This window comes from Nocardia sp. BMG51109, assembly GCF_000526215.1.
Taxonomy (GTDB): domain Bacteria; phylum Actinomycetota; class Actinomycetes; order Mycobacteriales; family Mycobacteriaceae; genus Nocardia.
In genome coordinates this window covers 882875-901083 of record NZ_JAFQ01000004.1, presented here as the reverse complement: position 1 = coordinate 901083, position 18209 = coordinate 882875, and the positions used below count along the sequence as shown (strand labels likewise).

Here is an 18209-nt window from a genome sequence, read left to right as displayed (position 1 = left end):
CGTCCCTGAACCCCACAGACCGGACTGTAGCGGACCGCACCGACGAGCTGGCCGGCTTCGACGGTTGTTCGGCCGTCGCATCCGGGTTCATTCGGTACGTCGGCGGAGGCCGAGGAGGTCGAGGGCGAAGGTCGCGTACTCCCCGGCGATGTGTTCGGGGGTGGCCGGTCCGTCGAGGCGGAACCACTGGGGCAGGGAGGTGCACATGGTGGATATGGCGCGGCCGGCGAGGCGGGCGTGGGCGGTGGGCAGGTTCTCCTCGGCGATCGCGGCGTCGATGTCGTCATCGAGTAGGTACTGAATCACGTTGCGGGAGTGGGTGATCCGGCGGTGGTTGGCCGGGGTGAGGCTGCGCATCTCGCTGGCTCCGATGAAGGCGAGTTCGCGGCGATGGGTATGGAAGAGGGCGAGCGCCTCGACGACGCGGGCCACGCGGTCGCGCCCCGCGTCGGCCTCCTGCCGCGCCGCGCGCACCCGCCAGTGCAGGTCGGCCATGGTCAGTTCGAGTGCCCGTACCAGCAGGTCCTGCTTGTCGTCACAGTGGTGATACACGCCGGGCACGCTCATGCCCGCGCGGTGTGCGATCGAACGCATCGTGGCGCCGTGGTACCCGGTCTCGACGAACGCGCCGATGGCCGCGGCGAGGACGGGATCGATACGGAGTGGCGGGAACTCGCGCCAAGCGCGCGAGGGTTCGCCCGCCGGTGCCGAGGCCGAGGGGCCTCGGGTCGGCCGCGCATCGCCGGGTACGTGCGACTGCTGCTCGCCGATGAGCCAGGGCACCGTGGTGCCGAGTGCGGCGGCCAGCGCGCGCAGTCGCGGGATCGAGACGCCGGTCTTGCCGTTCTCCACCGCGCTGAGGGTGGCGGGGCTGACGTCGATGCGTTGTGCGCTCGCGCGCAGCGACAGGCCCGCGGCGATCCTCGCCTGCCGCACCCGCGCACCCACCGCCTGTTGATCACGTTCCGCGCCGTCCATGGTGTTCAGAATATCTGAACACTACGAATGGGCAATAAACAGCGGATTGACAGCACTTACGGCGACATGCAAGTCTGCATGACAGTCGATTCCCGAGCGATCGTTCGGGAAATGAGTTCGAGGAGTGGAGCCGTGACGATCGATCTGTCCCTGCCGTCCGAGGTGCAAGCTCTGGCAGATCGCACGCGGGCGTTCATCCGCGAACGGGTGCTGCCGCTCGAGGATGAGCACGACGGCGACATCACCGCGGCGGGGGGCGACAAGTTCCGGGTGGAGTTGCAGCAGGCCGCCCGCGAGGCCGGCGTGTTCACACCGCACGCGCCGGTCGAGTACGGCGGGCACGGGCTCGGAATGTCGGACCGGGCACCGGTTTTCGAGGAGGCCGGGTACTCGCTGTTCGGCCCGACGGCCCTGAACATCGCGGCCCCGGACGAGGGCAACGTGCACATGCTGGCCCATATCGCGAATCCGGAACAGAAACAGCAGTATCTAGCACCGCTCGCCCACGGCGACGTGCGCTCGGCGTTCGCGATGACCGAGCCGGCTCCCGGCGCGGGATCCGACCCCTCCGCGCTGGCCACCCGTGCGGTCCGCGCGGACGGCGGGTGGCGGATCGACGGTCACAAGTGGTTCATCACCGGCGCCGACGGCGCGGGCTTCTTCATCATCATGGCCCGCACCTCCGGCGAGCCCGGCGCGCGCGGCGGCGCGACGATGTTCCTGGCCCCGGCCGGCACGCCGGGCATCCGGGTCGGACGGCATCTCGACACCCTGGATCGGTCGATGGTCGGCGGCCACTGCGAGGTGTTCTTCGAGGACCTGCTGGTCCCGGACTCGGCGGTGCTGGGCGAGGTCGACCGCGGTTTCGAGTACGCCCAGGTGCGCCTCGGGCCCGCCCGCATGACGCATGTGATGCGCTGGCTGGGCGCCGCCCGCCGCGGACACGACGTGGCGGTGGCGCATGTGGCCCAGCGGCAGGGTTTCGGTGCGCGACTGGGCGATCTCGGCATGGTCCAGAAGATGATCGCCGACAACGAGATCGACATCGCCGCCACCCGGGCCCTGCTGACCCGCGCCTGCTGGGAACTCGATCGCGGAGAACCCGCCGCGAACGCCACCTCGATCGCGAAAACCTTTGCTGCCGAGGCGATCTTCCGGATCGTCGACCGCAGCGTGCAGATGTGCGGCGGCCTCGGCGTCTCCGGCGATCTTCCGCTGGCGCGGTTGTCGCGGGAGGTGCGTCCGTTCCGCATCTACGACGGCCCCTCGGAGGTGCATCGGTGGGCGATCGCCAAGCGCGCGGTCGGCGCCGCCAAACGCGCTCTGCGGGACGGCGAATGAACCTGCCGGGCATGGACGTCGCCGCGCTGGAGCGCTTCCTGCGCGGGCAGGGCGTCGCGGTGTGTGGCGATCTGCGGGTCGAGCTGATCAGCGGCGGCCGGTCGAATCTCACCTTCACCGCCGCCGACGACGTCTCGAAGTGGGTCGTGCGCCGCCCGCCCGTCGCGGGGCTCACCCCGTCCGCGCACGATATGAACCGCGAGTACACCGTCACACACGCGCTGCGGAACTCCGCTGTGCCCGTGGCGAAATCGGTGGCCTTCGATGCGGAGGGAACGACCCTGGGCGCGCCGATGACCGTCGTCGAATTCGTGGACGGCACGGTGATCCGCGATCAGGACGACCTCGCGGCTCTCACTGACGAGCAGGTGAGCGCGGGTGTGGACGAACTCGTCCGGGTGCTCGCCGACCTGCACGCGGTGGACCCCCACGCGGTCGGCCTGGAAAAGTTCGGGCGCCCCGAGGGTTACGTCGCGCGTCAGGTGAATCTGTGGGCCTCCCAATGGGATCGGGTCAAGACCCGCGAACTCCCCGACGTCGCGGCCCTGCACGCGGCGCTGTCGGAGGCCGTGCCGCGGCACTCGGCCGCCTCGATCGTGCACGGCGACTACCGCATCGACAACACGATCCTCGACTCGGCCGACCCGTCCCGGGTCCGCGCCGTGGTCGACTGGGAGCTGTCCACCCTGGGCGATCCGCTCGCCGATGTCGCGCTGATGTGTGTGTACCGCGCGCCGATATTCGACCTGGTGCTGGGTTCCAGGGCCGCATGGACCAGCGACCGGATACCCACCGCCGATGCGCTCGCGCAGAAGTACGCCACCGTATCGGGCCGCGACCTCGGGAATTGGGGTTTCTACCTGGCACTGGCCAATTTCAAGCTGGGCGTGATCGGCGAGGGCATCACCCACCGGGCACTGCGAGGCTCCGACGCGGGCTCGGCCGCCGAACGCGCGGCCGAGGCGACCCCGGAGTTCATGGCGGCCGGACTGCGCGCGTTGAAAGGAGACCGGAATTGACCGGCGACACCAGGACGGCACTGATCACCGGCGCCTCTCGGGGCATCGGCCTCGGGATCGCGAACAGCCTTGCCCGGCAAGGGTATGCGCTGACCATCACTGCCCGCGACGCCGCGCGCCTCGAGGACGTCGCCACCGGTCTGCGCACGTCCGGTGCCGCCGACGTCGTCACCGTCGCGGCGGATATGGCCGACGCCGAGGGCGTCGAGCGCCTGCTCGCCGCGCACGCCGATCGGTTCGGGACGCTGTCGGCGCTCATCCTCAACGCGGGTGTCGGCACCGCCGGCCCGCTCGCCGAGGCATCCAGGCGCCGGGTCGACAAGACCCTCGCCGTAAACCTGTCCGCGCCACTGCAACTCATCCAGGGCGCCCTGCCGATGCTGCGCGCCGCCGCGGCCGCCGAGCCCGGCCGCGGCGCGAAGGTGATCGCCCTGGCCTCGATGGCCGGCGTATACGCCGAGGCCGGACTGTCCGTCTACGGCGCCGCCAAGGCGGCGCTCATCTCGTTGCTGGCCACCCTCGACGCCGAGGAATCGGGCAACGGCGTCACGGCCACCACCCTCGCCCCCGGCTACGTCGACACCGACATGAGCGCGTGGCAACACGACCGCATCCCACCCGACCGGATGCTCCCGGTCAGCGATATCGTCGAAATCGTCGACACGCTCCTGCGATTGTCGTCGCGCGCCGTAGTCCCGAACATCGTCCTGTCCCGCGCCGGCACCGACGGCTACCACGCCTGAGGGTATCGAACTCCGGCTCCGTATCCGTGACGCGAACGGCGACGGCGCGGTCACCCCTCGTTGACTCGACGGGTGACCGCGCCGTACGTGGTTGCGCCGGAGCGTGTTTCAGCGATCTTTCTGCCGGGATCGAATCCGCACCACCTGGTAGCCGATGGCAACGGCGACGATCAGCACCGCGAAGGCCGGGTGCATGTCCTTCGACAGGCTCGGCGCCCGGTCGGGACCGATTGCCCAGAGCGCCAACGGAATCGCGTAGGCCACGGTGAGCGCGGCGGCCCACCACCGCAGCCCGGTGTGGCGGGTATCGCGCAAGGTGCCGATCAGTGTGATGGCCACCGGAAGGATGGCGACCATCGCGAACTGGCCGATGACGAGGACCGGGACGGCCCATGCGGAGATGCTGACGGGCAGCGAGACGGTTCGGGCGTTGCGGTGCGTTTCGATGGACACGATCATCTCCTCGGCGTGGCGTCCGGACGGCTTCAGTGCTGGGCTTCGGCGGTCTTCTTCAGCTCGGCCAGCCAGGTTTCGAGGCCTGCGCCGAGGAAACCGGTGGAGGTCGGCACGTCGGCCTCGACCTGCGGGCCGCTCCAGTTCTCCTCGGTGCGCACCAGGACGCCGCCGTCGACCTCGGTGAAGTTCCAGACGTGGGTGCCGTTGTCGACGCGCACTCCCTCGCCGAGGGCGGGCCCGGTCCAGCGGATGCACTTGTTCTGCTCGACCTGCTGCACCGAGGACGTGATGGACAGGGTGGTGGCGGGAGTGATGGCGGTGGCCGGCACCGGAGTCGTCCACCGGAACTGCGAACCCTCCCGCAGCGGGCCCTGGTCCAGGCGCTCGATGGTCGCGACGGCCTGCTGCCATGCGGACCAGCGTTCGACGTCGGTGTGCAGGTTCCACACGGTGCTCAGCGGCGCATGGATCATCGTCTCGGCGCGGTAGTGGATCGGGGCGGATTCGTCGATGCTCTCCCCGCGGCAGGTGAGCGCGGCCGGGTCGGCGGGGGCGGCGCTCGTCGTCGCCTGGCTCGTCGTGTCGGCGCGGGCGTTGTCGTCGTCGTTGCCGCCGCATGCGGTGACGGTGCCGAGCGTGAGCGCGGCGAGCGGAATCAGCACGGCGGCGGTACGGCGACGGATCTGTGTGTGGGACATGGTCGTTCCTTTGTCGAGAGAGTCTGAGCGGGCTACCGAGTTAGTGCTTATCGGGTTAGTTAGAAGCTATAACGCAGCATGTGTGAGTGTCAATAGAAAAAGTGATAGGTTCTAACTAGCTCGAACGATGTCGCGGAACCCCGACGGGAGGTGGTCGACGATGGAAGCCAAGGGAACGGGCTCGCGGGAGCGCTATCGGACCCAGGTGCGCGAGGAGATCAAGCAGCACGCGTGGGAGCAGATCGCCACGGCGGGCGTATCCGCGCTGTCCCTCAACGCGATCGCCAAGCAGGTGGGCATGAGCGGCCCCGCCCTGTATCGCTACTTCGCCAGCCGCGACGATCTGGTCACCGAACTCATCCGCGACGCCTACCGCAGCCTCGCCGAAACCCTCGAAGCCGAACTGGAATCCGGCGCCGACGTGTCCGCGCTGGCCCATGCGGTGCGTAAGTGGGCCCTACACGACCCGCAGCGATACTTCCTCATCTACGGCACCCCCATCCCCGGCTACCACGCCCCCGACGACACCACCGCCATCTCGGACCGGGTCATGACGGTGCTGCTCACGGCCTTCTCCGCGCTGCCCCCGCAACCGCCGACGCCGTTCGATGCCCACCTCGAACAACACCTCCCCTGGGACGACCCGTCGGTACCGGCCACGACCCTCCACCGCGCCCTGTCGTTCTGGACCCGCCTGCACGGCGTCCTCTCCCTCGAACTGGCCGGCCATTTCGCGGGCATGGGATTCGACCCCACCCTCCTGTTCACCGACGAACTGAATACCCTTCTGCCATAACGAGGGTGGCGCGCGCGGTGCCGGACGTGCCTGTCGCCGTGTTGCTTTCGAGGTCGCGTGCGTGGACGGCGCCGCGGGTCCGGCTCGGGGGTCGTGGCCTACTCGAGCACGGTGCCCGCGGTCTCCGGTGTGCGGGCCGCGACCGCCGCACTGATCAGCATCAGGACGACCACGTAGGCGGCGAAGACATGGGTATGGCCGGAGTCGGTCAGCCAGGTTTGCAGGTAGGGCGCGGTGCCGCCGAATGCGGCGGTGGCCAGCGCGGCGCCGATTCCGCTGCCCGTCGCGCGGACGCCTGCGGGGAACAGTTCGGCGTAGACCGCGGGGATGACCGCCGCGAACGGCGCGAGGAACAGCATCGCGGGCACCAGCGCGATCGCCAGCTGCCAGGCGCTGCCGTGCAGCAGGGCCATTGCCGGAAAGGTGACGGCCGCGGTGCCGAGGAACGACACCAGCAGCACCGGACGCCGTCCGACCCGGTCCGAGACGATGCCGAACAGCGGCACCAGCGCGATCAGCAGCACCGAGGCGGCGACGCTGATCCACAACGCCTGCGCCGCCGGAACCCGGTGTGCGGCAACGATGTACGCCGGTGTTCCGATCACCCACAGATAGAAGGCGACGGTGCCGCCGATGGTCAGCCCGAACGACCGGGCGCAGTTGGCGCGCTGGGCCCACAGTTCACGCCACAGGCGCCCGCGCGCGGTGGCGGCCGGCGCGACGCGGCGTTCCGGTAACCGCAACCGCATCATCAGCGTGTAGGCGCCCACCACGCCCCCGAGCACGAACGGCACCCGCCAGCCCCAGGCGCCCATCTGCTCGGCACCGAGCACGCCGGACATCCCGGCGCCGAGCACCGTCGCCGCCACGATGCCGGTCGTCCCGGACACGTAGATGAAACTGGCCCAGCGCCCCCGCCGTGCCGCCGGCGCGAATTCGGCGACATAGGTTTGCACGGCGGGCATCTCGCCACCGTGCCCCAGCCCCTGTGCCAGCCGCGCGACGACGAGCAACACCGGCGCCGCCATCCCGATGCTCGCGTGGGTGGGCACGACGCCGATGAGCAGGCTGCCCGCCGCGGCCAGGGCGACCGAGCCGACCAGCGCGAGCCGACGGCCGTGCCGGTCGGCGAACCAGCCGAACATCAGGCTGCCGATCGGCCGCACGACGAAGCCGACCGCGAACACGATCAGCGCCGACAGCAGCGCGAGAGTGCCGGTGCGCGAGGGAAAGAACTCGTGCGCGAAGAACGGGGAGAAGGTGCCGAAGATGGCCCAGTCGTACCATTCCAGCGCGTTGCCGGCGCCCGTCGAGACCAGGGTGCGTGCGGGACGGGATCCCGAATCGGCGGTGGCGGAACGGGTTCGGGCCGAGGTGGTGTGCGACATGACCGGCCTCATCCCGCAACCGCGGCCAGTTTGCGGGCCGCGATCTCCGTGAGCAGGAGCGCACCGTCGCCGAGCACCGCGTCGTCGAAGACGGCGTAGGGCGAATGGTTGTCGAACGCCCGCGCCGGATCGAGATCCGGGGGACACGCGCCGAGCAGGATCATCGCCCCCGGCACCCGGTCGAGCACGCGGCAGAAGTCCTCGCCCGCGCACAGTGGTTGCGCCAGTGCGCGATAGCGGTGCGCGCCGTGCACGTCGGCCGCCACCGTCGCCGCGAACTCCGCCTCGCCCGGTTCGTTGGCCGTCACGTCGAGATACTCCACCACCTCCGGGGAGACGGTGACACCGTGTGCGCGGCCGACCGAGCGGCACAGCTCGAGGAAGCCGTCGCGCAGCGCATCCCGGGTGCGCACGTCCTGCCAGCGCAGCGTGCCCCGCATCTCGGCGCGATCGGGCAGGACGTTTCCCGCGTCGCCGGCGTGGACGGCTCCGATGGTCAGCACCGCGGTATCGGCGGGATCGACTGTGCGGGTGAGCAGTCCGGGCAGCGCGCCGATCACGGCCGCGGCCGCCGGGATGGGGTCGCGGGCGAGATGCGGGGCCGACCCGTGGCCCCCGGTGCCGTGCACGCTCACCGACAGCAGATCCGCCCCGGCCATCAGTGCGCCCGGGCGCGTGGTGAAGGTGCCGTGCGGGAACCGCGCCGACATCACGTGGATCGCGTACGCGGCCACCGGCGGCGCCCCGGCGGCCTCGAGCACGCCGTCGGCGATCATCTTCGCCGCGCCGTCGGCGCCCTCCTCACCCGGCTGGAACATGAATACGACGTCGCCGGAGAGCGAATCCCTGCGCGCACAGAGCATCCGGGCGGCGCCGACGAGCATCGCGGTGTGCAGGTCGTGCCCGCAGGCATGCATCGCGCCGTTGTCCGCGGCGTAGTCGAGTCCGGTGAGTTCGGTCAGCGGCAGGGCGTCCATATCGCCGCGCAGCAGGACCGCGGGCCCGGACCGGCCGCCGCGCAGCACGGCGGTCACCGATCCGATATCGCGGCCGGGGGTGATCTCGAGCGGCAGCCCGGCCAGTGCGTCGAGTACCCGCCGCCGAGTGCGGGGCAGCTCGAGCCCGATCTCGGGGTCGGCGTGCAGCTCCCGGCGCATCCGGACCAGATCGTGGTGCAGCCCAGCGATTTCCAGCACAGCTCGCATGGCTGAGTCCTTCCTGTTCGACCCTGTTCGACGGAATCGTGACAGGATGGGGACACCTGCCGAAGAACGTGTTAATTCGCAGGATCTTCGAAAAATTGGGATTCGGATGCAGGATTGTGGCATCGAGCTGGACGAGCTGGATCTGGCCTTGATCAACTGCCTCGAGATCGCGCCGCGCGCCGGCTGGCAGCAAATCGGCGCGGCCCTCGAGGTCGATCCGGTGACGGTGGCGCGGCGCTGGCAACGCCTCGCCGACGCCCGCGCGGCCTGGGTCGGCGGCCGCGCCACCGGCGGCCCCGACGCCTGTCAGGCCATCGTTCTGGTCAACTGCGCCAACGGAGCCGTGAACGACACCGCGCAGCGGCTCGCCCGGTGGCCGCACGTGCTCAGCGTCGAACACATCAGCGGCGGTCACGACCTGTCGTTGTTGATCGCCGTGCCGGACCCGGTCGCACTGTCGCGCCTGCTGCTGGAATCGCTGTCGGCCGTTCCCGGCGTCGCCGCGACCAGCACGATGCTGGTCACCCGGGTCTATCGGATGGGCGACCAGTGGCAGCTGAACGCGCTGGATGCCGACCAGCGGGCCCGGCTGATGGACGGCGTGCGGCCGTGGCCCGCCCGGCCACCGGCGCCCCGGCCGCTCGATGCCGCCGACCGCGCGCTGGTCCTGCGCCTGGGCGACGACGGCCGCGCTCCGCTGTCCGCGCTCGCGCAGGAGACCGGCCTGAGCATCAGTACCGTCCGGCGCCGCCTGGACCGCATGCTGGCCGCCGGTCAGATGGTGCTGCGCTGCGATCTGGCTCTCTCGCTGTCGAATTGGCCGGTGGGGATCTGGCTGTGGGCGCGCGCCGACCCGAACGACCGGTCCACCATCGAGGCCCTGCTCCGGCTGCCGGGCGCCCGGGTCTGCCTGCGGGTCTCCGGCGGCGAACCGAACCTCGCCGTCGGCTTCTCCCTGCCCACCCTCCACGAGGTCCTCGTCCTCGAGTCCCGCCTGTCCACCGAGGTCCCCCGCCTGACGATCCTGGGCACCTCGATCGTCCTGCGCTTCATCAAACGCATGGGCCGCCTCCTGGACTCGGCCGGCCGCAGCACGGCGACGATCCCGATCGCGATCTGGGCCGACCCTGGCGAAGTCCCGCGGTGAACGAGTCGCCGACCCGGCCCGTCAGGCGGTGCCGAGTGTCTGCGTGCCGATGACGGACAGCAGTTGCAGCTTCTCGTAGCTCTCGCTACCGGGAATGGCGGTGTAGACGAGCAGCGCATGTGACTGGCCCGGATCGAGCAGTGTCTGGCAGGTCAGCTCCACTGCGCCGAGTTCCGGGTGGACGAAGTGCTTCACCTCGCGGGGGCGGATGCCGACCTCGTGGTCGTTCCAGACCTCCCGGAACTCGTCGCTTCGAGCCAGCAGCAGGTCGGCCAGATGCGCCGCCCGGGAACCGGGGCCCCGCCGGGTGAGGACCTCGCGCAGGCCCGAGGCGAACATGCGGGTGAGGAACGGGTGGTCGGCGGGGTCGTAGAGCTGTCGGGTGGCGGGGTCGGTGAACCATCGGTAGCCGATGCTGCGGGCCGGGCCGCTGTAGGCGGTCAGGTCGCCGGTCAGCGCGACGCCGAGCGGGGTCTGCCGCAGGGTCTCGCCGAGTTCGGTGACGATCTCCGCGGGAGTGTCGTGCAGGCGGTCGAAGATGCGCAGCAGGCCGGGGCCGATGTGCTCGCCGGTCGCGCCCCGGGCGGGTGGGTTGTGTCCGGCGAGCCGGAACAGGTGGTCGCGTTCGTCGAGGGAGAGGTGGAGTCCCTGCGCGATGGCGGCGATCATCGACTCGGAGGGCTGGGGCCCGCGCTCCCGCTCGAGCCGCGCGTAGTAGTCGGCCGACATGTGACACAGCGCGGCGACCTCCTCCCGCCGCAACCCACTCGTCCTGCGGCGCCGGCCACGCGGAAGGCCGACGTCCTCGGGCTGTAGCGACTCCCGGCGGCGCCGCAGGAACTCCGCCAGACCGGTTCGGTCGATCACCATGCGTGCCTCCCGTGCTGCTGTCGGTTCCTTGTATACCTTCCAGGAATCGAGACAACCACGGATCGAGAGGCCCTGAATAACAGCGACCGTTTCCGCGACTGTGGGAAGCAACGACGAGACATCCAGGAGTGAATCCATGGCACGCAGGCCCATCGATATCAGCGTTCCCGATCTGTCCGGCGAGCGCGCCGTCGTCACCGGAGCGAGCGACGGAATCGGGCTCGGCATCGCCACCAGGCTCGCCGCTGCCGGGGCGGAGGTTCTCCTGCCGGTCCGCAACCGGCGCAAGGGTGAGGCCGCGCTCACCACGATCCGTCGGAAGACCCCCGCCGCGAAGGTGTCGCTGCACGACCTCGACCTGTCCTCGCTCGCCTCCGTCGCGGCACTCGGCGAGACGCTGCGAGAAGAGGACCGGCCGATCCACCTCCTCATCAACAACGCCGGCGTCATGACCCCGCCCGACAGGCAGACGACCGCGGACGGATTCGAGTTGCAGTTCGGCACCAACCACCTCGGCCATGTCGCGCTGGTGGCGCACCTGATGCCGCTGCTGCGGGCCGGCCGGGCCCGCGTGACTTCGCAGATCAGCGTCGCGGCGAATCGCGGCGCCATCAACTGGGACGACCTGAACTGGGAACGCTCCTACGACGGCATGAAGGCCTACCGCCAGTCGAAGATCGCCTTCGGCCTGTTCGCCCTCGAACTCGACCGGCGCAGCCGGGCCGGCGGCTGGGGCATCACGAGCAACCTCTCCCACCCCGGAGTCGCCCCCACGAGCCTGCTCGCCGCCCGCCCCGAACTCAGCCGCGACGGCGACACGACCGGCCGAAAACTCATCGCCGCCCTGTCCGCCCGAGGCATCCTGTTCGGCACCCCCGAAAGCGCCGGCCTGCCCGCCCTTTACGCAGCAACCTCCCCCGACGCCGAGGGCGGCGAATTCTACGGCCCGAGCGGCCCCGGCCATATGGGCGGCGGCCCCGGAAAGCAGAAGCTCTACTCCCGCCTTCGGAGTCCCGAGGAAGCCCAGCGCATCTGGCAAGTCTCCGAAGAACTGACGGGAGTGGACATTCCCAGCGCCTGAGGAGGTGCGCGCTCCCGCCGGTGCGCTCGTCCTGCGGGGCCGAACCCGAGCGCCCTGGTCAGCCATGCCAGGGCGGCGTCGGCGCAGTACAGATACGGGTGACGCCGCGGAAACTCGTTGACGCGGCGTTGTGCGGTGCCGACATTCGTCTGCCTCCGTCGTCGGCGGTATCTGCAAGGACGCCAACATCCCCTTCTACGAGGCGTCAGTCGGATCTACATCGGTCGGAGCTGCGGATACTGGCCGGGTGTGGGGATCAGGGCGGTTTCCGGTGTCAGAGCGACGCCGTTGGTGACGGCGAAAACCTGGTCGAAGTTGGCACTCCAGTCGATCGTTTGGAGGGGCTGGTTGCCTTTGAGGAATAGGTAGTAGCCGCGCTGCGGTCCATCGCCGTCGGAACTGCGGGGTTTCGGAAGGTTCTTCCAGCAAATTCCGGAAGTGCCGGCGAGAGCGTCGATTTGGTCCGACTTGGTGTTCTGGGGGATGTCGATCATGCGGTCCCAGTCACCGCGCCACCCGGCGGCGTCGGTGATGGCGATCAGCGAGGTGGGCGCCGCCCCTTCGGCAGCCTGCTCGGCCTTCTCCTTGAAGCCGACCCGAGAACCGAGATTCTCCTCGGCGGGGGACAGGTCGAACGTCGACGTGCATCCAGCATCGGAATCGGTGCTGTCGGTGCCGTCCAACAGCCCGCACCCCGCACTCGTCATCAGGGCACCGACCGCGAGCACGGCGATTGCGTTCTTCATGATTGCCATTGTGTCTTCACTTCTTCCCTGGCAGCGGTACACCGACCCCGGGCGGCGGTCCGGTCTGCGCTTCGCCGACCCGGTTACTCCAGGTGATCTGCGCCGGTTTCGGTTGCCCGTCAGGGGTTTTGTTCTCGATGACGGTCAGGTTCCCGGTGGATAGTTCGTTCTTGATCAGCTGCTGCAGCTCTTCCGGGGAAGCGTCCGGGTTGGCGAGCGCGACATTGCGGCCGATCTGGTTGTTGTAGAGGTCCATGGCTTCGCGTTGTGGAGTGTTACCGCCGGACTTCTCGTGTGCGGTAGTGAAGGTTTCGGTCCAGTCCTCGCCGTATTTCTGGGTCATCAACGCGTTCCAGTACGCGTGCCGGAACGCATCGCCTTGGCCGTCGGCGGTGGACGCCGGGAACTGTTCGTCGGCGGCGTTCTTGGCGTCCTCGGTGAGTTGGTACTGTTGCCACACGCCCGACGGCCCGTGATCACGCAGCAGCGTCTTCATGGCGTCGATTTCCTCCTCCGTCATCAGCGAAGGTTCGAAGTCGGATTTGAACACGCGGATGGCGTCGAGTTCCCAGCCTGTTGGCCACAGCTGTGGTTCCTCGGTGGATGCGGCGGTCTGAAAGTCGCGCAGAATGGCCGCCAGTTTCGGGTCGTCGGGCTCGACGACCAGCCCTTTTTTGACCGAGTCGGACAGCTTTTCGAGTAGCCGGACGAAGTTCTCCGCGCCTTCCTGGTCGGCTACGAGGATGTTCTGCAGTGCCCCTTGGATGGCACTGGTCAGCTGATGAGTCGCCAGCTCCTTCGCCGCGACCGCGGCAGCGCCGAATGGGAAGTAGTCCTCGGATGTCTCCCAATTCGACTTGTGCGACAAGACCTCACCGTCGTCGGCGACGAACAGATCCCAGCGCGATTCCTCGGCCTCTGCCTTCTTGGCCCGGATCGTGTCGATGTTGTCGACGATGTCCTCGCTCAACGACCGACACATCGTCCCCATCTCTCCCAGCACATCGGCAGTGGTGAAGGTGGTGTCGCGGTCGGTGATGCTGCGCGTACGCGCAGCATCACCGGCTTCGCCTTCGAAGAATTCGCGGGAGCGATCGACCTTGTCCGCCGCGCCCTTCGCCTCCTGGTCGACGGCCTGACTCACGGTGGTAATCGTTGCGGCTGTAGTCTTGGCAGGGCCCAGATCCCAGCTCAGCACGGTCGGTACGGTCAACGACTCCACGGTCATCGCGTTCCCTCGACTCTGTGAATATCCCCCGCACTGTTCTGCTCAGCGGCCTCGAACGCGGCGGCAGATTTTTCCAGTTCATCGCAGAACTCGCGCATCCGGCGCACGTGGTAGTCGAGCACCGTATCCATCGCCTGCAACGACTCTTCGACCTTGACGGCGAAATTCGAGTCCAGCATCTTCACCCGGGCCTCGTCGCGACTCGCCTTCGCGATCGGTGCCTTGCCCGCCATAGCGTCCGCGTTCGTCCGCACATCCGTCGCGAGCCCGCGGATCTTGCCCACATCGATGTTGACCATCAGCGCCCGCCCCATTCGAACCGATCACGGTGCGGCGCTTCGTAATATCCATCTCGCGAATGTCCGGACCCGGCCGCTGTACCGTATTCCGGGGTGTCGAAGATCCGACTCGCCTCGGCCTCGGCCTCGGCCAGCGCCGCGCGGTGGCGGTCGACGATCAGTACCGCCAAACGATCCGGCCCGTTCTCCATCGCATAATCGGCGAGGTACAGGCTGGTGATCCGGCCACCCACATCCGTCTCGATCGCCACACTGCCATCGGCCGACCGAGCCGACCCACGCACGCCGGCGAGCCTCTCGTTGATCTGCTTGATCTCGAGCGCCCGCTCGCTGCTGGACATCATCACTCGACTCCCCTTCATATGAACCGGACAAAGAGTACAGGCATGGGGTGGAAATGAGGAGATGCGCACTGCAAACGACCCCCGCCGACCTGGCAATCCCTGTTTCTCGATGACCGTCGGCGCGTATGCCGGGCTGGTGCTGACTCCGGATCCGGCCCTGTCCCCAACAACCCCTCCCGGCCGATCGCCGGAAACTCCCGCAGACGCGCCAACCTCCTCGTCCGCGAACACCCGCGTCGCCCCGGACCCGACCTCCAGCTCACCGACCAACCTCATCGGAGCCGCACCGGGGTGGTACAGCGCGCGGCGCGGCAGCTGCATCGATCAATCGGTCTCGTCGGGTTCGGTGTCGGCGACAGTAGCGGGGCCGACCCCCGGTGCCACTGATCCTGCTGTATTTCGATCGGCCACCACGTCAGGGAGATCATCACCGGCCGCACAGGCGTCACCCTGATCCTCGCCGCCCTCGCGACCAGCATCCTGAAACGACTATTCCCCCGCGATCGGTCGGCGCATCCCGAAAACCATCGACGACACCGAGGTCCCGATCAGCCCCGGCCACTGACCCCACTGACGTGACCTGACCCCCACCGCTGTATCCGATCGTCAGAAGCCGAAGATCGAGTCGAGTTCCGCGTCGAGGACGGCGAGCGCCTGTTTCTCGGTATAGACGCCGAACAACACCGGCCACCGCAGCCCTTCGACCGTGCTGACCAGCCGCCGGGCGGCCCCGGGAAGATCGAGATCGGCTCGAATCTCACCCGCCTCGAAGGCCCGGGTGAGTGCGTCTGCCACGAACGCGTGGAGATTGGCGTAGGACTGGGCGGCGAGGTCGCGGGTGGCGGCATCGACCGCGCCGCGGGCGAGTAGAGCGGCCCACAGCCGAGCACCCGTCCGGGTCTCGTCGTCCAGCGGCAGGAGCTGGGTGAACAACAGCCGCCACAGCTCACGCGGTCCTGGCGGGGCCGCGGCGGCGGCCATTGCGCGTCGCAGGCGCGAACCGAGCAGTTCATTGGCGTGAACCAGGGCGAACAGAAGCATCTCGTCCCTGGTCTCGAAGTAGTGCTGGACCGCACCCATCGACACCCCCGCCTCCTCGGCGACAGCGCGCAGACTGACCGACTCGCCACCCCGGTCCGCGATCAGACGCAGCACCGCCGCGGCGATGTCTCGGCGGCGTTCGTCGTGGTCGACCTTCTTCGGCACTCGGCTCCCCTTCGCAATGCGATCGCATGATATTGTCTTTACAATGCAGTCGCATTGTAAAGAGGGAGGTGAGATGACACTCCGCACGGCACGCAACGGCGATGTCGAGATCGCCTACGAGACGTTCGGCGGCCGCGCAGGCGAACCGCTGATCCTGATCGGCGGACTGGACGGGCAGATGCTCTGGTGGCACGACGGGTTCTGCCTGGCGCTGGCGGAGGCCGGTTTCCGAGTGGTGCGCTACGACCACCGGGACACCGGCCTGTCCACCCATTTCACCGGCACCGGACGCGCCTACCGGGCCCGGGACATGATCGACGACCTGTTCGCCGTGCTGACTGCGCTGGACTGGGACTCGGCGCATCTGTGCGGACTGTCGATGGGCGGCGGCCTGGCTCAGCACGCCGCATTGCTGAACCCCTCGCGCATACGGTCACTGATCCTGCTGTCCGCCCTCCCGATGCCGCTCACACCCCTATCCTTCCTGCGGTATACCCGGTTCCCCGGACCGTTCAAGGGCATCTTCCGGCGCTACGGCTCCTCCCGACAAGAGCAGATCCGCAAGCAGATGGACATCATCCGGCTCACCGAGGCGCCGGGCAGGCCGTTCGAGGAGTCGTGGCTGCGGGCAACGGTCGAGGCGTGCATGGACCGGCAGCCTCCGGACCCGCGGGTCCGCGCGCGCCAGCTGGCCGCCGGCCGAGGCACGAAGCTCCCTCCGGGAGGGCTCCGCGCCATCCCGCAGCCGACCCTCGTGATCTCGGGACGGCAGGATCCGATCGTCAAACCCAGCGCGGGCAAGGCCCTGGCCGACCGGATACCCGGCGCACGGTTCACCCTGATCGACGGCATGGGCCACAACTTCACACCAGAGTTCTGGCCCGCCCTCGTCGCCGAGATCACGGCTCACACACAACGGATCTCCTCCTAGTCAGCCAGGAGTGTTCTGCCGCGACAACCACACATCCGCATGTTCGTCTGCGGCCGGACTCGTGACCCGGCGCTGCCGAGCCAGGAGGTCGAGGCGCGTCCGCGTGACGCGCTGCTCGACCAGGGGGCCACCGATCTCGAGGTGGTGTCGCTCAACTGTGGTGTGGACGACGCGGGCCTGGGGCCACTGCCGGCGGCACACCGGCTGCGCCGGGTCGTCGCGTCCTACGTGGGCGAGAACAAGGAATTCGCGCGGCAGTACCTGGCCGGGGAGTTGGAGGTGGAACTGACTCCACAGGGCACCCTTGCGGAGCGGATGCGGGCAGGTGGTTCGGGAATTCCCGCCTTCTTCACCGCGACCGATCCTGGTGCGCGAGGGGTCGGCCGGATCGCCGAGCGCGGTTTCGGCGAAACCATCTACACCCCCAGCGGCCCGGACGTCGCGGCCGAACTGCGACGCTTCATGACGGCCGGGTAAGAATTCACCACAAGATGTGGTCGACATGGGCCTCGAACACGACCACGACGCCGCCGTGGCCGGGCTGACGCTGCTCTACAGCAACGGCCCGTGTGAGGGAACCGCCCCCAGACCTGTACACCGATGGCTTCGATGCGGTCGTGGAGCGGATCGGCCCGCAGACTCCGGCTAGCGGGGCACCTTCGGTGTCGACCTCGGTCGTGGCCGGGCCTCGCCCGGTCGAGTTGTCCTGGCGTGACGCACTATCAGGTGGTGCGGACGTGGAGTTCGACGGCCATCCCGGACGGGGCGGTCCGGTCGAGGTGAGGCGCGGGGTAGCGGTGCAGGCCGGCTGCTGTCAGAGCGGCCCGGACTGGGGCGCCGTCGATGTATTTGTCGTGGATTTCGATCACGATCCGGTCCACCCGCCGCAACCAAGCGGGGTGGTCGGCGAGCAGCGCGAACTCGCCTCCCTCGATGTCGATCTTCATCAGGTCGACGCGGTCGATATTGTGGCGGGCCAGGATGGCGTCGACGGTGTCGGCGGCCACGGTGACCGGCGGCCGCGGCATGGCTTGTTCGATGCGATGCGGTTGTGTCAGCCGGTATCGCCCGACGGCCTCGACGGCGCTGGCGGTGCACCAGTAGCCGCTGATATGGAAATCGAGGCTGCCCGGGGAGGGTGCGGCGGCGCAGGGTTCGATGATCCATCGGGTGCCCGCGCATGCGGCGTTGTGGCGGAGCACGGTGAGGTTCTCGGCCAGAGGTTCGACGGCGATCAAGGTCGTGGGACGGTGGCGGGCGGACAGGTAGGCCGAGGCCAGTCCGGCGTTGGCGCCCAGGTCGACGATGGTGTGCATCGGGCCGGCGTGTTCGGCGGGCAGGTCGTAGCAGCGGTGCGCGAACACCTCGCGCAGCACGGTGAGGTCACTCTGGTTGGCGCGCAAGGCGATATCGACACGATGGCCGCCGGCGACCCGCCAGGTCTGGCGGATCACGGTCTCGGTATCCAGCGGAGTGGTGAGCAGCCCGCCGAAACGCCGGGCCAGCCAGTACGGGGCCCCCAGTCGGCTGAGTCCGTAAGTACGGGTCGCGGCCCGCAGCGCGGTATGCAGGCTGTCCCCGGCCTCGCGCGCCAGGACCGTGGGTAAGCGGCGGCCGACGGTCACGTCGGCGTCACTGCGCAGGTAACGGAGGGTCACCGCGGTATTCGATCACCCCCACCGTCCATCGCACGGGATCCGGAGTGCGTGTCGTTTCAAGATCATAATTCGACT

Annotated in this window: 19 protein-coding genes and 1 pseudogene; 8 read left to right on the top strand and 12 right to left on the bottom strand. The window is 68.9% G+C overall.

Features of this window, described 5'->3' with window-relative positions:
* Nucleotides 1-87: 87 nt before the first annotated feature.
* Nucleotides 88-978 carry a helix-turn-helix domain-containing protein gene (locus D892_RS0105610; protein ID WP_024800301.1) on the bottom strand — a complete coding sequence of 297 codons (891 nt, stop codon included), beginning with the start codon at nt 976-978 and terminating at the stop codon, nt 88-90.
* Nucleotides 979-1110: 132 nt separating this feature from the next.
* On the opposite strand from D892_RS0105610, the gene D892_RS0105605 reads away from it, so the two are divergent.
* The 3 genes from D892_RS0105605 to D892_RS0105595 are packed head-to-tail and all read left to right on the top strand — an operon-like array spanning nt 1111 to nt 4081.
* Nucleotides 1111-2319: an acyl-CoA dehydrogenase family protein gene (locus D892_RS0105605; protein WP_024800300.1), complete on the top strand. Its 1209-nt coding sequence runs from the start codon at nt 1111-1113 to the stop codon at nt 2317-2319.
* Nucleotides 2316-3338, top strand: coding sequence for a phosphotransferase family protein (locus tag D892_RS0105600; protein WP_024800299.1), 1023 nt, complete (start codon nt 2316-2318; stop codon nt 3336-3338). Before D892_RS0105605 ends, D892_RS0105600 begins: the two co-directional genes overlap by 4 nt.
* Nucleotides 3335-4081 (top strand): SDR family oxidoreductase, encoded by a 747-nt coding sequence (locus tag D892_RS0105595; protein ID WP_024800298.1) that lies wholly within the window; start codon nt 3335-3337, stop codon nt 4079-4081. Before D892_RS0105600 ends, D892_RS0105595 begins: the two co-directional genes overlap by 4 nt.
* Before the next feature lie 108 nt (nt 4082-4189).
* Here the strand turns inward: D892_RS0105595 and D892_RS0105590 are convergent, their stop codons facing one another.
* Nucleotides 4190-4534, bottom strand: a complete 345-nt coding sequence (locus D892_RS0105590; protein ID WP_198036842.1) for a hypothetical protein — start codon at nt 4532-4534, stop codon at nt 4190-4192.
* A gap of 32 nt (nt 4535-4566) precedes the next feature.
* Nucleotides 4567-5235, bottom strand: a complete 669-nt coding sequence (locus D892_RS0105585) for an SRPBCC family protein (RefSeq protein ID WP_024800296.1) — start codon at nt 5233-5235, stop codon at nt 4567-4569.
* Nucleotides 5236-5395: 160 nt separating this feature from the next.
* On the opposite strand from D892_RS0105585, the gene D892_RS0105580 reads away from it, so the two are divergent.
* Nucleotides 5396-6031: a TetR/AcrR family transcriptional regulator gene (locus D892_RS0105580; RefSeq protein WP_024800295.1), complete on the top strand. Its 636-nt coding sequence runs from the start codon at nt 5396-5398 to the stop codon at nt 6029-6031.
* Between the two features lie 98 nt (nt 6032-6129).
* On the opposite strand, the gene D892_RS0105575 is transcribed toward D892_RS0105580, so the two are convergent.
* Both D892_RS0105575 and D892_RS0105570 read right to left on the bottom strand, forming a co-directional pair.
* Nucleotides 6130-7419, bottom strand: a complete 1290-nt coding sequence (locus D892_RS0105575) for an MFS transporter (RefSeq protein ID WP_024800294.1) — start codon at nt 7417-7419, stop codon at nt 6130-6132.
* An 8-nt stretch (nt 7420-7427) separates the two neighbouring features.
* On the bottom strand, nt 7428-8624 hold the full coding sequence (locus D892_RS0105570; protein WP_024800293.1) for a M20 family metallopeptidase: 1197 nt from the start codon (nt 8622-8624) through the stop codon (nt 7428-7430).
* A 106-nt stretch (nt 8625-8730) separates the two neighbouring features.
* Here D892_RS0105570 and D892_RS0105565 point away from each other — a divergent pair, with 106 nt between their 5' ends.
* Nucleotides 8731-9771: an Lrp/AsnC family transcriptional regulator gene (locus tag D892_RS0105565; protein WP_024800292.1), complete on the top strand. Its 1041-nt coding sequence runs from the start codon at nt 8731-8733 to the stop codon at nt 9769-9771.
* A gap of 21 nt (nt 9772-9792) precedes the next feature.
* Here D892_RS0105565 and D892_RS0105560 read toward each other — a convergent pair whose 3' ends face one another.
* The gene (locus tag D892_RS0105560; RefSeq protein WP_198036841.1) at nt 9793-10641 is read right to left on the bottom strand and encodes a helix-turn-helix transcriptional regulator; all 849 of its coding nucleotides are present in this window, start codon (nt 10639-10641) and stop codon (nt 9793-9795) included.
* Nucleotides 10642-10777: 136 nt separating this feature from the next.
* Between D892_RS0105560 and D892_RS0105555 the strand changes: the two genes are divergently transcribed.
* Nucleotides 10778-11722, top strand: coding sequence for an SDR family oxidoreductase (locus tag D892_RS0105555; RefSeq protein ID WP_024800290.1), 945 nt, complete (start codon nt 10778-10780; stop codon nt 11720-11722).
* Nucleotides 11723-11937: 215 nt separating this feature from the next.
* Here the strand turns inward: D892_RS0105555 and D892_RS0105550 are convergent, their stop codons facing one another.
* From D892_RS0105550 to D892_RS0105530, 5 genes are all read right to left on the bottom strand, one after another.
* Nucleotides 11938-12468 (bottom strand): hypothetical protein, encoded by a 531-nt coding sequence (locus D892_RS0105550; RefSeq protein WP_156959397.1) that lies wholly within the window; start codon nt 12466-12468, stop codon nt 11938-11940.
* Nucleotides 12469-12484: 16 nt separating this feature from the next.
* The gene (locus D892_RS43475) at nt 12485-13666 is read right to left on the bottom strand and encodes a hypothetical protein (RefSeq protein ID WP_156959396.1); all 1182 of its coding nucleotides are present in this window, start codon (nt 13664-13666) and stop codon (nt 12485-12487) included.
* A 26-nt stretch (nt 13667-13692) separates the two neighbouring features.
* Nucleotides 13693-13995, bottom strand: a complete 303-nt coding sequence (locus tag D892_RS0105540; protein ID WP_156959395.1) for a hypothetical protein — start codon at nt 13993-13995, stop codon at nt 13693-13695.
* The gene (locus D892_RS0105535) at nt 13995-14339 is read right to left on the bottom strand and encodes a YbaB/EbfC family nucleoid-associated protein (protein WP_024800286.1); all 345 of its coding nucleotides are present in this window, start codon (nt 14337-14339) and stop codon (nt 13995-13997) included. The genes D892_RS0105540 and D892_RS0105535 overlap by 1 nt, the downstream gene beginning before the upstream one ends.
* A 606-nt stretch (nt 14340-14945) precedes the next feature.
* Nucleotides 14946-15545, bottom strand: a complete 600-nt coding sequence (locus D892_RS0105530; RefSeq protein WP_024800285.1) for a TetR/AcrR family transcriptional regulator — start codon at nt 15543-15545, stop codon at nt 14946-14948.
* Between the two features lie 73 nt (nt 15546-15618).
* Here D892_RS0105530 and D892_RS0105525 point away from each other — a divergent pair, with 73 nt between their 5' ends.
* Both D892_RS0105525 and D892_RS40490 read left to right on the top strand, forming a co-directional pair.
* The gene (locus tag D892_RS0105525; protein WP_024800284.1) at nt 15619-16476 is read left to right on the top strand and encodes an alpha/beta fold hydrolase; all 858 of its coding nucleotides are present in this window, start codon (nt 15619-15621) and stop codon (nt 16474-16476) included.
* Between the two features lie 108 nt (nt 16477-16584).
* Nucleotides 16585-16908, top strand: a pseudogene (locus tag D892_RS40490) (CoA transferase subunit A); the annotation flags it as partial.
* 290 nt (nt 16909-17198) lie between these two features.
* Here D892_RS40490 and D892_RS47605 read toward each other — a convergent pair.
* The gene (locus D892_RS47605) at nt 17199-18134 is read right to left on the bottom strand and encodes an FkbM family methyltransferase (RefSeq protein ID WP_024800282.1); all 936 of its coding nucleotides are present in this window, start codon (nt 18132-18134) and stop codon (nt 17199-17201) included.
* Between the last annotated feature and the right edge of the window lie 75 nt (nt 18135-18209).

Coding starts and splice junctions, on each gene's coding strand:
- D892_RS0105550 (WP_156959397.1), bottom strand. CDS start 12,468: ATGAAGAACGCAATCGCCGTGCTCGCGGTCGGTGCCCTGATGACGAGT.
- D892_RS0105540 (WP_156959395.1), bottom strand. CDS start 13,995: ATGGTCAACATCGATGTGGGCAAGATCCGCGGGCTCGCGACGGATGTG.
- D892_RS0105600 (WP_024800299.1), top strand. CDS start 2,316: ATGAACCTGCCGGGCATGGACGTCGCCGCGCTGGAGCGCTTCCTGCGC.
- D892_RS0105560 (WP_198036841.1), bottom strand. CDS start 10,641: ATGGTGATCGACCGAACCGGTCTGGCGGAGTTCCTGCGGCGCCGCCGG.
- D892_RS0105575 (WP_024800294.1), bottom strand. CDS start 7,419: ATGTCGCACACCACCTCGGCCCGAACCCGTTCCGCCACCGCCGATTCG.
- D892_RS0105585 (WP_024800296.1), bottom strand. CDS start 5,235: ATGTCCCACACACAGATCCGTCGCCGTACCGCCGCCGTGCTGATTCCG.
- D892_RS0105555 (WP_024800290.1), top strand. CDS start 10,778: ATGGCACGCAGGCCCATCGATATCAGCGTTCCCGATCTGTCCGGCGAG.
- D892_RS0105570 (WP_024800293.1), bottom strand. CDS start 8,624: ATGCGAGCTGTGCTGGAAATCGCTGGGCTGCACCACGATCTGGTCCGG.
- D892_RS0105610 (WP_024800301.1), bottom strand. CDS start 978: ATGGACGGCGCGGAACGTGATCAACAGGCGGTGGGTGCGCGGGTGCGG.
- D892_RS0105565 (WP_024800292.1), top strand. CDS start 8,731: ATGCAGGATTGTGGCATCGAGCTGGACGAGCTGGATCTGGCCTTGATC.
- D892_RS0105580 (WP_024800295.1), top strand. CDS start 5,396: ATGGAAGCCAAGGGAACGGGCTCGCGGGAGCGCTATCGGACCCAGGTG.
- D892_RS0105525 (WP_024800284.1), top strand. CDS start 15,619: ATGACACTCCGCACGGCACGCAACGGCGATGTCGAGATCGCCTACGAG.
- D892_RS0105535 (WP_024800286.1), bottom strand. CDS start 14,339: ATGATGTCCAGCAGCGAGCGGGCGCTCGAGATCAAGCAGATCAACGAG.